Origin of the sequence: Sphaerisporangium sp. NPDC005289, assembly GCF_040607455.1 — a bacterium.
Lineage (GTDB): Bacteria > Actinomycetota > Actinomycetes > Streptosporangiales > Streptosporangiaceae > Sphaerisporangium > Sphaerisporangium rhizosphaerae.
The window spans coordinates 1-14,616 of the sequence record NZ_JBEXGS010000008.1 but is presented as its reverse complement, the minus strand read 5'-3'; the positions used below and the strand labels follow the sequence as shown (position 1 = coordinate 14,616).

General features: G+C 74.1%; 11 protein-coding genes. 7 read left to right on the top strand and 4 right to left on the bottom strand.

Translation table 11 applies throughout. The annotated features are described in order from the left end of the window. The first annotated feature begins 88 nt into the window (after positions 1-88). Complete coding sequence (locus ABZT47_RS15800; RefSeq protein WP_354841547.1) at positions 89-1,078, top strand: FAD-dependent oxidoreductase; 990 nt, start codon at positions 89-91, stop codon at positions 1,076-1,078. Here the strand turns inward: ABZT47_RS15800 and ABZT47_RS15795 are convergent. Continuing rightward, the gene (locus ABZT47_RS15795; RefSeq protein ID WP_354841544.1) at positions 1,075-1,854 is read right to left on the bottom strand and encodes an SDR family oxidoreductase; all 780 of its coding nucleotides are present in this window, start codon (positions 1,852-1,854) and stop codon (positions 1,075-1,077) included. The two genes, ABZT47_RS15800 and ABZT47_RS15795, sit on opposite strands and share 4 nt — an antisense overlap. Before the next feature lie 64 nt (positions 1,855-1,918). Further along, entirely contained in the window at positions 1,919-3,097 is a 1,179-nt protein-coding gene (locus ABZT47_RS15790) for an MFS transporter (RefSeq protein WP_354841542.1), read from the bottom strand. A gap of 519 nt (positions 3,098-3,616) precedes the next feature. On the opposite strand from ABZT47_RS15790, the gene ABZT47_RS15785 reads away from it, so the two are divergent. Then, positions 3,617-4,672: a ParB N-terminal domain-containing protein gene (locus tag ABZT47_RS15785; RefSeq protein WP_354841539.1), complete on the top strand. Its 1,056-nt coding sequence runs from the start codon at positions 3,617-3,619 to the stop codon at positions 4,670-4,672. 223 nt (positions 4,673-4,895) lie between these two features. Further along, positions 4,896-5,282 (top strand): YciI family protein, encoded by a 387-nt coding sequence (locus ABZT47_RS15780; protein WP_354841536.1) that lies wholly within the window; start codon positions 4,896-4,898, stop codon positions 5,280-5,282. Positions 5,283-5,397: 115 nt separating this feature from the next. On the opposite strand, the gene ABZT47_RS15775 is transcribed toward ABZT47_RS15780, so the two are convergent. Then, positions 5,398-5,919, bottom strand: coding sequence for an NUDIX domain-containing protein (locus ABZT47_RS15775; RefSeq protein ID WP_354841534.1), 522 nt, complete (start codon positions 5,917-5,919; stop codon positions 5,398-5,400). A gap of 80 nt (positions 5,920-5,999) precedes the next feature. Between ABZT47_RS15775 and ABZT47_RS15770 the strand changes: the two genes are divergently transcribed. From ABZT47_RS15770 to ABZT47_RS15755, 4 genes are all read left to right on the top strand, one after another. Then, positions 6,000-8,138, top strand: a complete 2,139-nt coding sequence (locus tag ABZT47_RS15770) for an ATP-dependent RecD-like DNA helicase (protein ID WP_354841530.1) — start codon at positions 6,000-6,002, stop codon at positions 8,136-8,138. 257 nt (positions 8,139-8,395) lie between these two features. Then, on the top strand, positions 8,396-8,983 hold the full coding sequence (locus tag ABZT47_RS15765; protein ID WP_354841527.1) for an NAD(P)H-dependent oxidoreductase: 588 nt from the start codon (positions 8,396-8,398) through the stop codon (positions 8,981-8,983). 71 nt (positions 8,984-9,054) lie between these two features. Further along, a complete protein-coding gene (locus tag ABZT47_RS15760) occupies positions 9,055-10,197 on the top strand; it encodes a serine hydrolase domain-containing protein (protein ID WP_354841524.1) in 1,143 nt (380 codons plus the stop codon). 76 nt (positions 10,198-10,273) lie between these two features. After that, complete coding sequence (locus ABZT47_RS15755; RefSeq protein WP_354841521.1) at positions 10,274-13,831, top strand: BTAD domain-containing putative transcriptional regulator; 3,558 nt, start codon at positions 10,274-10,276, stop codon at positions 13,829-13,831. A 182-nt stretch (positions 13,832-14,013) separates the two neighbouring features. On the opposite strand, the gene ABZT47_RS15750 is transcribed toward ABZT47_RS15755, so the two are convergent. Next, positions 14,014-14,616, bottom strand: a 603-nt coding sequence (locus ABZT47_RS15750; protein ID WP_354841518.1) for a cellulose binding domain-containing protein, incomplete at its 5' end; no start/stop codon positions are given.

Genomic DNA, 14,616 nt, shown 5'->3' with positions numbered 1-14,616 from the left:
CCCGTCCTTCCGCGGCGGCCCTCTCTCGTGACCGAGGAGCGGCGGCCGCTTTCCTGTGACCGATTTTCAGTGACCAAGGAGTGAACGCGTGACAGAGCGCACAGATGTTCTGGTCGTCGGCGCCGGCGTCATCGGGCTCACCACGGCCGTGCACCTGGCCGAACAGGGCCTGGCGGTGCGGCTGCGCGGCGACCAGCCGCCGCGCGAGACGACCTCCGCGGCCGCCATGGCCGTGCTGAGCGGTCCCCTGTTGTCCGACCCCGCCGACACCGCGAGCTGGGAGCCGTACGAGACCGTCGCCGCCTGGCACCGCCTGGGCCTGGACACCTTCGCCCGGCTCGCCGGGCAGCCCGGCACGGGCGTGCGGGTCGCCCCCGGCCGGTGGGCGAGCCGCACCGAGATCGCCGACGCCTCCTGGATCCACCGGCTGCCCGGCTACGAGCCCTGTGCGCCCGAGGAGCACCCCGGCTTCGCCCTGGCCTTCCGGATGACGGTGCCCATCGTGGACATGCCGGCCTACTTCGAGCACCTGACGGAACGGCTGGTGGCCGCCGGAGGCGCCCTGGAGATCGGCTCGGTGGCGTCCCTGGACGAGGCCGCCGCCGAGGCACCGGTCGTCGTCAACTGCACCGGCGCCTACGCCCAGCGCCTGGCCGGCGACCCCGAGGTCCGTCCGATGCGCGGCCAGCACGTGATCGTCGAGAACCCCGGCGTCACCGACTACTTCTACGAGTTCAGCAAGGGCCCCAAGCTGACGGCGTTCATGCCGCACGGCGACCGGCTCGTCTGCGGCGGCACCGCCACCAGGGACGACTGGAGCCGCGAGCCCGACCCCGTCCAGACCGAGGAGATCATCGCCCGCTGCGCCGCCGTCGACCCGCGCATCGCCGGCGCGCGCGTCCTCGGCGTGGAGACCGGCCTGCGCGCCGGCCGTCCCCGCGTCCGGCTCGAGGAGGAGACGGTCGGCGGCGCCCGCGTCATCCACAACTACGGGCACGCGGGCGCCGGGGTCGGCCTGTCCTGGGGATGCGCGCACGAGGTCGGACGGCTCGTCCAGCGCACCGGCCGCGTCGCCTAGCGGGTCGTGAGCGCGCCGCCGTTGACGTTGAGCACCTGACCGGTGACGTGCCGGGCCGCCGGGGAGGCCAGGAAGACGACCGCTCCGGCGATGTCCTCGGGGTAACCGGCGCGCCCGTTCATCGTCTCGGCCACCCGCGCGTCGTGGAACTGCTGCCCGTTGCGGTCGCGGAAGAACTCGGTGTCGGCGATGTACCCGGGCGAGACCACGTTCGAGGTGATGTCGCGGGCGCCGAGCTGGCGCGCCAGGAACAGGTTCCAGGAGTTCAGCCCGGCCTTGGCCGCGCCGTAGGAGCCCGCGCCCCGGTCGGCGGCGAAGGACCCGATGTGGACGACCGCGCCGCCGGGGGCGAGCTGCTTGTCCAGGGCGGCCGTCATCAGCACCGCGCTGACCAGGTTGCCCTCCAGGTTCGCCCGCCACGCCGCGGCCAGGGCGTGCAGGTTGTCCGGCGTGCGCGGCCCCTGCCCGCTCAGCCCGACCGCGCCCAACTGCGGGGCGCCGGGGCCGGGGCCGTCCAGGTCGCGGTTGCCGCCGGCGTTGTTGACCAGCACGTCCACCGTCGTGGGCAGCTGGTCGCGCAGCGCCTCGATCTGGTCGGGGTCGGTGGCGTCGCAGACGACGGTGCTCACGCCGTCCCCGAGCCGCGAACGCGCCTCGGCCAGGACCGGCTCGCGCCGCCCGGTGATGTAGACGTGCGCGCCCTGCTCGGCGAAGGCCGCGGCGACGGCGTAGCCGATGCCCGTGCCCCCTCCGGTGACAACAACCGTCCGTGTCATGTCGGGTATCTCCAGTTCGGTTCGTAGGTCTGGTGTGGCTTCGCGGCGCGCGGCGGCGCCGGGGTCAGGCGGGGACGGTGGCGCGGGAGAACCGGGCCCGGGCGAGCGCGCCCACGATCGTGACGGGCAGGGTCACCAGCGCCGCGATGCCGAACAGCAGGCGGAACTGGCCGCCGGCCGCGAGCCCGCCGACGGCGGCCGTGCTCAGAGCGGCCCCGGTGAACACCGCGGAGGCGACCACGGCCGCGGCCGTGCCGCGCACGTCGGGGGGCGACGCCTCGATCATCCAGGTCTGGATGGTCGACTGCGCGATGGCCAGGGCCATTCCCGCCAGCAGGCCGGCCGCCAGGATCGCCGGAATGGTCTGGCTGAAGGCCGCGGCCAGGAAGCCCCCGAGCAGCAGCGTGCAGCCGCCGCCGAACAGCCCGGCGGCGGTCACGCGCGAGTCGATCGAACGCACGATCACTCCGCCGACCACGGCGCCGAGGCCGTAGGAGCCGGTGACGATGCCGGCGATCGCCGCGTTCTTGCCGTGCACCTGAAGCGCGGAGCTGAAGAAGTTGTAGAACCCGACCATCGCCGCGCCCTCGAAGAAGGCGAAGATCGTCAGGAAGCGGAACCACCCGCCGCGGAAGACCTGGCCGAGCCGCCTGAGCGCGTCCCGGCCGCTGGTCTTGACGGCCAGCGTCTCCGGCAGCCTGCCGTACAGCGCCGCGAGCACCGCCGCCCCCGCCGCGACGAGGAAGATGGCGGCCCGCCAGTTGATCAGATCGTTCAGCACGCCGGCGCTGATGGTGCCGGTGGCGGTGCCGATCGCCGCGACCGACATCAGGCCGGCCATCACCCGCTGGCGCCGTCCCGGCGGCACCCGGTCGCCGATGTAGGCCACGGTCACCGGCGCCAGCGCGGCGGCGAACGCCCCGGCCACGGCCCGGCCGGTGATCAGCAGCGCGACGTTGGGGGCCAGCGCCGCGATGAGGTTGCCCAGCGACACCCCGGCGAGCCCGAGGCGCATGACCCGCACCCGTCCGGCGGAGTCCGACAGGAGCCCGTAGAACGGCTGCATGACGCCGAACAGCAGCAGGTAGGCGGTCAGCGCGAGCGTGACCGCGGCCAGGCCGACGTGGAAGTGGTTCGCCACCGGGACGAGCAGGGGAGTGATCATGATCACGTTGGCTTGGACGAGGAACCATCCGGCGTACGGGATCGCCATGCCGTTCTTCTCGAGCGTCTGCTGAGCCATCGCATTCCTCACTCGGGCCGGAACCCGATCAGGCTCCGGCGTGCCATGGACCGGGGTCGCCGTCTCGCGGGCGCGCGCCTTCCGTGAGATCGCCGCCGCGCGAATTCCCCGTCACGCGGCCCGGGTCTTCGCTGGCGAAGAAAAGCGGAACGGTTACCAGAGAAATTCTGGGGAGCCGGCATGCGCAGGGCAAGCGGAGCGGCGTTAATGGCGGGGAATTCTGGGGTGGTCCGCCGCGCCCGGCATCTCCAATACCCGTTTCCCGGCAGCCGCGCAACCCCAGAGTTCCACTTTTTCGTGTTATTCCACAGCCTGGGTACACCGGTCACGACCGGGCCGCGGCCACGTTCTCGCGCAGGACAGCAACAGGGAAGATGCGGCGTTCGTCCCGGCGCATGACGATAGGGCTCCATCACCGTTCACCGATTTCACGCATCCGGCATGTCGCGGATCAGCCGCCTATGGCCAGGCGTGCGCATGAACGCGTGGCGCCGACGGAACACGGGGAGAGGTGTCCTGATGCCGGCCGCAGACATCACGACCGCAGGTGAGGCGAACGCGCTCGCCGACCGGCGCGTCACGCCGTGCGGGATGCTTCTCTCGGCGGTCGCCAATGACGCCGGCGACTACGAGATAATGGCGATCAGCGCATTGTCGCCCGGCGACTCGCCGCGCCTTTCCGGCGAGGACGCCGGGCACACCCGCCTGCTCGCCGAGTCCGACGACGACCTGCCGCCCATCCTTGTGCACCGCGGCACCATGCGCGTCATCGACGGGATGCACCGGCTGCGCGCCGCCCTGCTGCGCGGCGACGAGAAGATCAAGGTGCGGCTCTTCGACGGGGACGCGGAGACCGCGTTCGTCATGGCCGTGGAGGCGAACACCGCCCACGGCCTGCCGCTGTCGCTCGCCGACCGCGAGGCGGCCGCCGCCCGCATCGTCGTCTCGCGGCCCCAGTGGTCGGACCGGGCGATCGCCTCGGTCACCGGCCTGTCGGCCAAGACCGTCGACACCATCCGCCGCGCGGCCACGCCGGGCGTGCCGCAGCCGCTCAGCCGCATCGGGCGCGACGGCCGCGTCCGGCCGCTCACCAGCGCCGAGGGCCGGCGCCGCGCCTGCGAGCTGTTCACCGCCCGCCCCGACGCGTCGCTGCGCCAGGTGGCCGAGCAGGCCGGCATCTCGCTCGGCACGGCCCGCGACGTGCGCAACCGCATGATGCGCGGCGAGGACCCCATCCCGCCGCAGCAGCGCGCCCGGGACGAGCGCCGCGAGCCCGCGGGAGCCGAGCGCCGGCTGCGGCGGGTCGCCGCCGCCGGGCGCGCGGACCGGCCCAAGGACCCTGCGGCGATCCTCCACCAGCTCCAGCGGGACCCCTCGGTCCGCTTCACCGACTCCGGGCGCACGCTGCTGCGCTGGCTCAACGAGCACACGGCCGGGGTGCGCGGCTGGGAGGACCTCAGCGGGACCATGCCCTCGCACTGCGCCTACATGATCGCCGACCTGGCGTGCGCGGTGGCCGAGGAGTGGCTGGAATTCGCCGAGCACGTGCGCCGGCGCGCCGAGACGACGGCCTGAGGCCGCCCGCCGATCGCTGCGGTCGCCGGCGACACCGAGGACGCGGGTGCCGCCTGCGTGCATGATGGGGCACGGACGGGCCGCGCCCGAGGCAGCGCGAAATCGGTGGAAAAAGATTCGCCGGTCGTGTCGAATGCGCCTTCTCCCGGTCGACGCGTGAGCAGAGGCCGCGAGACACGCGGCTCGTCCTCCCCGGACCCACGCACGTACAAGGAGCACCACCATGCGCTACATGCTTCTTCTGAAGACCGAAGAGAACTCGCCGGCGGGCATGCCCCCCAAGGAGCTGATGGACGCCATCTTCCGCTACGGGGAGGAGATGGCCAAGGCCGGCGTGCTCCTGGACACCGGCGGTCTGGCCCCGACCGTGATGGCCACCCGCATCCGGGTCGCCTCCTCCGGCGAGGTCACCGTGACCGACGGGCCTTTCACCGAGGCCAAGGAGGTCATCGCCAGCTACGCGATGATCGAGGCGGCCTCCAAGGAAGCGGCCGTGGAGTTCTCGACCACGTTCATGGACCTGCACAAGCAGCACTGGCCGGGCTGGGCGGGCGAGTCGGAGGTTCGCCAGATCTTCGGCGCCGACAGCCCGCCGCCGTTCGCCGGCTGACCCCCGGGGGCGCCCGTGCCGGCGTGGGGATGACTCGGGTGACCGGGGTGACCTCGGAGACAGGGCTTCGCCCCGGTGACCGGGGCGGCCCGGCGTCGCCGGCCGTCCCCGCCGTTCAGCGGCGGGGCGGCGGGACGGGCAGGTGCGCGAACTCGGGATGGTGCCAGGGCAGGGCCACCGGCTCGTCCGGCACCTCGCCCGCGTACAGCCGCTCCAGCAGGCCCGCCAGCCCCAGTGGGCGGACGCGTTCCTCGGTGACCCGCAGGTCGGGCAGCGTCCACCAGCGGTGCCCGACCATGTCGCGCCGCTCGTACTCCATGAGACCGGAGGTGTCCATGACGAGCTCGGCCACCCGGAGGAAGAAGAAGGTCTCGACCGAGTAGTACATCTTGCCGTCCCAGCCGCCGCGCCAGTGACCGGCCGTGGTGGCGACCACGGGCCCGAGCAGGTCGGGCGTGACGCGGTGGCCGGTCTCCTCCCGCAGCTCGCGGGCCGCGGCGACCTCCACCGTCTCGCCCGGGTCGATGCCGCCGCCCGGCGTCAGCCAGGTGGCGTCGTGGAAGTGGAGCAGCAGCAGCCGGTCGGCTTCGTCGGCCACCAGGACGCGCGCCGTGGGACGCAGGATGGGCTTGCGCACAGCGTAGAGCCTAGGATCCGCGCGCCGGCGCCGCGACGGGATTACCGCCGGTGTCGGTGCCGGGTGGTTGTATCTGTCTCGTGGAGGTCTCCGTCGAGCAGCTCGTGTACGTCCGCGAGGACGAGTACACGGTCGCCCGCATGAGCGCCGAGGATGCGCCCGGGTTCGTCGCCGCGGGCCGCGTCCTCGCGGGCGTGCAACCCGGAGAGACGCTGCGGCTCACCGGCGACTGGGAGGATCATCCGCGCCACGGCCGCCGCATGACGGTCACCGCGTGCGAGCGGGTGGCGCCGTCCACGGTCCGCGCCATCCGGGTGTACCTCGGCTCGGGGCTGATCCGCGGCATCGGCCCCCGGCTGGCCCACGCGATCGTCAGCCACTTCGGCGAGTCCAGCCTGACCGTCATCGACACCGAGCCCGACCGGCTCAGGGAGGTCGTCAACATCGGCCCCGTGCGCCAGGCGCAGATCGTCGAGGCGTGGGCCGAGCAGAAGGCCGTCGCCGCGCTGATGGTCGTGCTGCAGGGCTTCGGGGTCAGCCCGCTGCTCGCGGCCAAGGTGTACCAGGCGTTCGGCGCCGAGTCGGCCGACATCCTGACCCGCGATCCGTACCGCCTCATCGGCCGGGTGCGCGGCATCGCGTTCACCACCGCCGACAAGATCGCCCTGCGGTCCGGGGTGCCGGAGCGCAGTCCGCAGCGCGTCCAGGCCGCGATCATCGACCGGCTGGAGGCCGCGGCCGCCGGCTCGGGGCACTGCTTCCTGCCGCTGCCCACCCTGCTCGCCCAGGCCGCCGACCTGCTCGGCCAGGACGACGAGCTGGTCCGGCAGATGGTGGACGCCCTGGCGGCCGAGCGGCGGGTGGTCGTCGAGGCCTCCCTCACCGACGCCCGCCAGACCGCGGTGTACGCCAAGGAGCAGCATGCCCGCGAAGTGCGGCTGGCGGCCAACCTGGCCCGCCTGCACCACGCGCGTTCCACCCTGCCCATGCGCCCGTTCCAGGAGGACCCCGGCCTCAACGACGACCAGCGCGCGGCGGTCACCACGGCGCTGACCAGCACGGTCTCGGTCCTCACCGGCGGCCCAGGCTGCGGCAAGAGCCACACCGTGCGGGTGATCGCCGCGACGGTGCGGGCGATGGGCGGCTCGGTCACCCTCACCGCGCCCACCGGCAAGGCGGCCAAGCGGCTGTCGGAGCTCACCGGCCTGCCCGCCACGACGATCCACCGCATGCTGGCCCACCAGCCCGACCCCGGCTCCGGAACGCTGTTCGAGCAGACGCCCGCGCAGGCCGATCTCATCGTGGTGGACGAGGCGTCCATGCTCGACCTGCACCTGGCCACCCGGCTCACCTCGGCCCTCACCCCGGGCAGCCACCTGCTGCTGGTCGGCGACGGCGATCAGCTCCCGAGCATCGGCCCGGGCAGCGTCCTCGCCGACCTGCTGCGCGTGGAGGAGATCCCCCGGGTCCGGCTGACCCACGTCTTCCGCCAGGCCGGCGGCAGCGCCATCATCCGCGCCGCCCACCGCGTCCGGGCGGGCGAGGTGCCCGCGCTGCCGGGCGACGGCGGCTTCTGGTTCGAGGAACTGGACGACCCCGAGCAGGTCGCCAAGCGGGTGGTCCACCTGGCGACCGAGGCGATCCCGCGCAAGCAGAACGTGCCGGCCGACCAGGTGCAGGTGCTGTGCCCGATGCGCAAGGGCGCCGCGGGCACCGCCGCCATCGGCCGGGTCCTGCAGGAGCGGCTCAACCCGGCCGGCGAGGGCAAGGCCGAGCACTGGTCGGGCGACACCGTCTTCCGCGTCGGCGACCGGGTGATGCCGATCCGCAACAACTACGACAAGGGCGTCTTCAACGGCGAGACGGGCACGATCACCGCGATCGACGTGGCCGAGCGCCTGGTGGAGATCCACATCGACGACGGCGGCCCGGTGACCTACGGCTTCGACCGCCTCGACGAGCTGACGCACGCGTACGCCATCAGCGTGCACCGCTCACAGGGCAGCGAGTACCCCATCGTGGTCGCCCCGCTCGTCGCCGAGTACGGCGGGGTCATGCTGCAGCGCAGGCTGCTCTACACCCTGGTCACCCGGGCCCGCTCGTGGGTGGTCCTCGTCGGGTCCCGCGACGCGCTCGAGCTGGCCGTCCACCGCCTCGGCCACCGCCGCAACACCACCCTGGCCCCGCGCCTGTCCCTCACGCTGCGCGCCTCCCCCTGAGCCCGTCCGATCCTTCGCGCCCGGGTCGCCGGCGCGCGCGGACGGCCGGTGGGTGGCCGGTGGACGGCCGCCGCACCCGGCCACGCCGGCCCGCCCTGGCCCGCGCTGGCCCGCGCCGGTCCGCGCTAGTCCGCGCCGGTCGTTCCCCAGTGCGCGACGCGCCTTGCGGTCTGTTGACGGGTGCTCGGCAGCAAACCGTAAACGCCTCCCGGCACAGTCGAGACCACGGCGCCGAGACGACCCGAGGGAGGCCGGAGATGACGGACAGCGGACCGCTGAGGCTGGCGGTCATCGTCGGCAGCACCCGCAAGGGCCGGTTCGGGCCCACCGCCGCCGCATGGTTCGCGGCGCAGGCCCGCAAACGCCACGACCTGGAGGTCGACCTGGTGGACCTGGCCGAGGCCCGGCTGCCCGACACCCTCCGCGACCACGACGAGACCCTCCCCGACCAGGTGCGGGCTCTCGGCCCCCGGCTGGGCGCCGCCGACGCGTTCGCGGTGGTCACCCCGGAGTACAACCGGAGCTTCCCCGCGCCGCTCAAGACCGCCATCGACTGGTTCTACGACGAGTGGCGGGCCAAGCCGGTCACCTTCGTGGCCTACGGCCGCGAGTCGGGCGGCCTGCACGCCACCGCCCACCTGCGCGAGATCTTCGCCGAGCTGCACGCGGTGGCCATCCGCGGCGCGGTCAGCCTGCCGTGCTACTGGGAGCAGTACGCCTCCGACGGCACCTGGCCCAAGGCCACCGCCACCTGCAACACGACGGTCAAGACGGTGCTGGACGAGCTGACCTGGTGGGCCCACGCACTACGCGACGCGCGGACCAGACGCCCCTTCACTCACTGACTCACCAGAGCCGTCGTCATCACCCGTGCGCCGGCCTCCCGACCTCACCTCACCATCTAAAAGGAACACTCATGAAGGACGTTCAGCAGCAGGTCCAGGACGCCATCGACAGGCTCGTCGCCTCCGGCGCGGAGCTCGGCCTCCAGGTCGCCGTGTACCGGCGCGGCGAGCTCGTCGTCGATGCCGTCGCGGGCACGGCCGACGCGGCGACCGGCAGGCCGGTCACGCCGGACACGCCCTTCCACGTCACCTCGACCGGCAAGGGGGCGGCCTCGGCCGTCGTGCACGTCCTGGCCGAACGCGGCGCGCTGTCCTACGACATGCCCATTGTGGAACTGTGGCCGGAGTTCGGCGCGCACGGCAAGCAGGGCGCGACCGTGCGGCACGCCCTGACGCACTCCACGGGCGTGCCCGCCCTGCCGGTGGACACCACACCGGAGGACCTCATCGACTGGCACAAGATGTGCGCGACGATCGCCGGCGCCGTCCCGTGGTGGGAGCCGGGCGCCAAGACGGGCTACCACCCGCAGTCGTACGGGTACATCGTCGGCGAGATCGTCCGGCGCGTCACCGGCACGCCGATCTCGCAGGTGCTCCGCCAGGAGGTGGCGGCGCCGCTGGGCGTCGCCGACGAGCTGTACTTCGGCGTCCCGTCGGCCGAGCTCGGCCGCGTCGCCCGCCTCGCGGACCCGGCGGGCGGGGCCATGGAGATGACCCCCGAGATGATGGCGGCGATGGCCGAGCAGGTGCCGTTCTTCAGGGTGGTGGACGGCTGGACCGCGGCGCCGCCGGCGGCGATGCCGACGGCGGCCTACTGCAACCGGCCCGACGTGCTCACCGCCGACATCCCGGCCGGCGGCGTGATGACCGCCCGCGCCATCGCGCGCGTGTACGCCGCCCTCATGGACGAGGTGGACGGGGTGCGCCTGGTCTCCCCGGACCGGCTGCGGGAGATCACCACCGCCGCGGTGACCGGCGTCGACGAGGTCATCGGGTTCCCGGCCACCCGGGGCCTGGGCTACGACATCGGCTTCTCCGGTCCGCTGGACGCCCCCACCCGGTTCGGCATGGCCGGCAGCGGCGGCACCGCCGCCTACGCCGACACCGCCAGTGGCGTCGTGACCGCCCTGGCCAAGACCACCGTCTCCCCCGGCGACTACACCGCCTACCACCAGATCAGCGCCCTGATCGCCAAGGCCCTCACCCCCCGTTGACCCGCCGCATCCCACCGGAGACCGGTTCGGCGCGCGGGGCGGTGGGGTGGGTCCGGGGCGCGTTATCGTGAAGGTCATGCGTTTCGGGGTCCTCGGACCGGTGGCGGTGTGGACCGGTGACGGCGTCCCCGTCACGGTGCCCGGCCTGAAGGTCCGCGCCCTGCTGGCGGCGTTGCTGATGTACGAAGGACGGCCGGTGTCCGCCGACCGGCTCGTCGAGCACCTGTGGGGCGACCGGCCGCCGGGCAACCCGTCCGGCACGTTGTCGGCCAAGGTCTCCCAGCTGCGCCGAGCGCTGGAGGACGCCGAGCCGGGCGGCCGCGACCTGGTCGTGTCACCTCCGCCCGGGTATGTGCTGCGGGCGGAGGTCGCCGCGGTCGACGCCCGGCGGTTCGCGGCGATGACGGCCCAGGCGCGCGAGACCGGCGACCCGCGGGCCAGGGCCGGCCTGCTGTCCGGCGCCCTGGCGCTGTGGCGGGGGCCGGCGTTCGCCGACTTCGCCGACGAGCCGTTCCTCCAGGCGAGCGTCGCCACGCTGGAGGAGCGACGGCTCACCGCGCTGGAGGACCTCGCCGAGACGCGGCTGGCGCTCGGCCTGCACGCCGTGGTCGCCGACGACCTCGGCGACCACGTGGCCCGCCACCCGCTACGGGAACGGCCGCGCGCCCTGCACATGCTCGCCCTGTACCGGGACGGACGGCAGGCCGAGGCGCTGGAGAGCTACGAGCGCCTGCGAACCCACCTGGCGGAGGATCTGGGGCTGGACCCCGGCCGCGAGATCGCCGCCCTCCACCGGTCGATCCTTTCTCAGGACCCGGCGCTGACCGTCCCTCTGGACGCGGCGGCCCGATTCGCCTACCCCGGCATGTCCGGACCGACGCCAGACGACCACGCGGGAGGCGACGGCTCGGAAAGCCTCGGACCGGCGCCAGACGGCCACGCGGGAAACGACGGCTCGGGAAGGCTCGGCCCGGCGCGAGACGACCACGCGGGCGACGACGGCTCGAAAAGGCTCGGCCCGGCGCGAGACGACCACGCGGGCGACGACCCGGCCGGCGTGGGGGCGGTGGCGCGGCCGAGGTCGAACCTGCCCACGGCGATCGCCGGGCTCATCGGCCGCGAGGACGCGGTGGCCGAGGTGCGCGCGTCACTCCAGCACGCCAGGCTGGTCACGCTGACCGGCTCCGGCGGGGTGGGCAAGACCCGGCTGGCGATGGAGGCCGCCGCCCCGCTGGCCGAGTCCTGTCCCGACGGAGCCTGGCTCGCCGAGCTGGGCGCGTTCGACCGGGCCGGAGCCCGCGACGCGCTGGAGTCGCTCACCGACATGGTGATGGCCGTCCTGGACGTCCGCGACGTCGCCGGGCCCCGCGAGCCGGCCGGGCCGGTCGAGCGGCTGGCCCGCGCGATTCGCACCCGCCGCATGCTCCTGGTGCTCGACAACTGCGAGCATGTGATCGAGGAGGCGGCCGAGCTGGCGGCCTCACTGCTGCGCGCCGCGCCGGGGCTGCGCGTGCTGGCCACCAGCCGCGAGCCCCTGGGCCTGGCCGGTGAGGTGGTGTGGCCCGTCCCGCCGCTCGAGGTTCCCGGCCCGGCCGGGCGGGCCGACCCGGCGACGCTGGAGCACTTCAGCGCGGTCCGCCTGTTCGTGGACCGGGCGGGCGCCGCGGCGCGCGGGTTCACGCTGACCCCCGAGAACGCCGAGGCCGTCGCGCTGCTGTGCAGGCGGCTGGACGGCATCCCGCTCGCCCTTGAGCTGGCGGCCACGCGAGTGCGGGCGCTCGGGATCCGCGGCCTGGTCGCGGGGCTGGACGACCGGTTCCGGCTGCTGGCGACCGGGCACCGCGGCGCGCCGCCGCGCCAGCAGACGCTCATGGCCATGATCGACTGGAGCTGGCAGCTCCTCACCCCGGCCGAGCGCACGGTCCTGCGCCGCCTGGCCGTCCACGCGGACGGCTGCACCTTGGAGGCCGCCCACGCCGTCCGCGCGGAGGACGACGACACCGGCGAGGTGCTGGCGCGGCTGGTGGACCGCTCGCTCGTCGTGATGACCGACCGGGGGGACGACGCCCCGCGCTACCGCCTGCTGGAGTTGGTGGCCGCCTACTGCGCCGACCGCATGGACGAGGCGGGCGAGTCGCGGCGGATGGCCGGGCGGCACCGCCGGTACTACACCGCTCTGGCCGAGAGCGCCGAACCGCACCTGTACGGCCCCGAGCAGGGACGGTGGCTGCGGCGCCTGGACGCCGAGGCCGCCAACCTGCGCGCCGCGCTCGACAGCGCACTGTGCGAACGGGACGCGGGCGTGGCACTGCGCCTGGTCAACGCGCTGACCTGGTACTGGTTCCTGCGCGGCCGCCTGGACGAGGCCCGCCGCTCCCTCCGGGCGGCGCTGGCCGCGACCGCCGAGTCGCCGCCGGCGCCGACAGCGGCCGACTCACGCGCGCCGTCGGGAGCGTCCGGCGAACCGGCCGCGACGATGCCGGGGACGGCGGGTGCCGGGGGGCTGCGAAGCGCTCGGGCGCGGGCGACGGCCTGGCACACCGGGATCTCGTTCCTGCTGGGCGACATCGCGGACTGGCCGGCCCGCCACGAGGAGGCGCTGCGCGCCTACGACGGCGTGGACGACCCAGGGGCACGAGCCAGGGCCGAGTGGTTTCTCGCGTTCGCCGAGATCGACCTCGGCGACGTGGCCGCCACGGGCGCCTCGATCGCCCGGGCCCTGGACGCCTTCGAGGCCGGCGGGGACGCGTGGGGCGTGGCGGCGGCGCTCGGCCTGCGGGCCAAGCACGCGCATGTGCGAGGAGACACGGCCGCGCTGGAACGGGACGGCGCCCGCAGCGCGGCGCTGTTCCGCGAGCTCGGCGACCGGTGGGGCCTGCTGCAGGCCACCGAGTGGCTGGGCGCGCACGCGGGCCTCACCGGCGACCACGAACGGGCCAACCACCTGCACCTGGAGGGGCTGCGCATCGCCTCCGACCTCGGGCTCTGGACCGACGTCTCCGGCCGCCTGTCCTGGCTCGGCTGGATCGCGATGCAGTGCGGCGACCACCCGGCGGCGCGCGCCTACTGCGAGGAAGGGCTGGAGCTGGCCACCGAGCAGGCATCTCCTCTGGGCGCGGTGTTCGCCGAGATGGGCCTCGCCTTCGCCGCGCGCAGGCAGGGCGATCTGGACGTCGCCGAGGAGCACCTGCGCAACCTCGCCGGCGCCGCCGACCGGCAGGGCACCGGGCCGGGACGACCGCTGTACGCGCCGAGCGTGCTCATCGAACTGGGCTACGTCGCCGAGTTGCGCGGGGACGCGGACGCGGCACTCGCCAGGCATGGGGAGGCGTTCACGATCGCGATGGACCTGGGCGCCTCCGGGGACATCGCGCTGGCGCTGTCCGGCATGGCGGGCGCGTGCGCGCTCGGCGGACGCCCCGCTCTCGCCGCTCGACTGCTCGGCGCGGCGGCGGCCGTCCGGGAGTCGGCGAGCCTGACCGTCACGCCCGCGGAGGAGGGCGACGCCCGGCGCGCCACCGGCATGGCGCGGGCCGCGCTCGGCGATGGCCTGTTCACCGACCTGTTCGCCCAGGGCCGCACGCTCAGCCCCGGGCAGGCCCGCGCCCTCGTCGGCACCGCCACCGTCGCCTGAGTCCGTGGGACGGGTGAGCCGCGCACAATGAGTTCGGGCCGGGTGGTGTCTCCACCACCCGGCCCGAACCCGGCGGAACCGGCCCGGCCGGTCCGCCGGCCGCTGCTCTGTCATGGCCGCCACGCCGTGGCGCTCCCGGGTCCGGCCGGTGCGGACACCGGCCGGACCCACCTACCTGCCGGTCAGGGGCTGGTGCAGGTGGCGGTGGGGGTGGCCGCGGAACCGTTGGCGGTGAAGCCGAAGGTCGTGGACCCGTTCGCCGGGATGGACCCGTTGTAGGCGGCGTTCTTCACCGACACGTTGGAGCCGGAGACGGTCGGCGTTCCGCTCCACACGCTGCTGAAGCTCTGCCCGCTCGGCCAGGTCCACTGCACGGTCCACCCGTTGACCGCCGAGGAGCCCGCGGTGACCGTCACCGTCGTCTGGAAGCCGCCCGGCCAGCTGCTGACCGTGCTCAACGTCGCCGAGCACGCCCCGGTGCCCGGCGTGGGCGTCGGGGTCGGGGTCGGGGTGGGGTTCGGGGTGGGAGTCACCGTGGGAGTGGGGGTCGGCGTCGGGGTGGGGTTGGGAGTGGCCGAGTTGAGGGCGTTGAGGACCGAGGTGTAGGCGGCCTTCTTGTTGCCACTGGTGTCGAACAGCAGGGGGCTGGTGTTGGCGCCGAGCCAGGAGTCGCTGTCGCGTACGCCCCAGACGGTGATGCCGACGCAGCGGGACACGGCCAGGCAGTCGTTGGTCACCGACTGGTAGGTCTGCGCGGAGCCGCCTTGGATGTCCAGTTCGGTGAT

Coding starts and splice junctions, on each gene's coding strand:
- ABZT47_RS15795 (WP_354841544.1), bottom strand. CDS start 1,854: ATGACACGGACGGTTGTTGTCACCGGAGGGGGCACGGGCATCGGCTAC.
- ABZT47_RS15790 (WP_354841542.1), bottom strand. CDS start 3,097: ATGGCTCAGCAGACGCTCGAGAAGAACGGCATGGCGATCCCGTACGCC.
- ABZT47_RS15785 (WP_354841539.1), top strand. CDS start 3,617: ATGCCGGCCGCAGACATCACGACCGCAGGTGAGGCGAACGCGCTCGCC.
- ABZT47_RS15780 (WP_354841536.1), top strand. CDS start 4,896: ATGCGCTACATGCTTCTTCTGAAGACCGAAGAGAACTCGCCGGCGGGC.
- ABZT47_RS15765 (WP_354841527.1), top strand. CDS start 8,396: ATGACGGACAGCGGACCGCTGAGGCTGGCGGTCATCGTCGGCAGCACC.
- ABZT47_RS15760 (WP_354841524.1), top strand. CDS start 9,055: ATGAAGGACGTTCAGCAGCAGGTCCAGGACGCCATCGACAGGCTCGTC.
- ABZT47_RS15755 (WP_354841521.1), top strand. CDS start 10,274: ATGCGTTTCGGGGTCCTCGGACCGGTGGCGGTGTGGACCGGTGACGGC.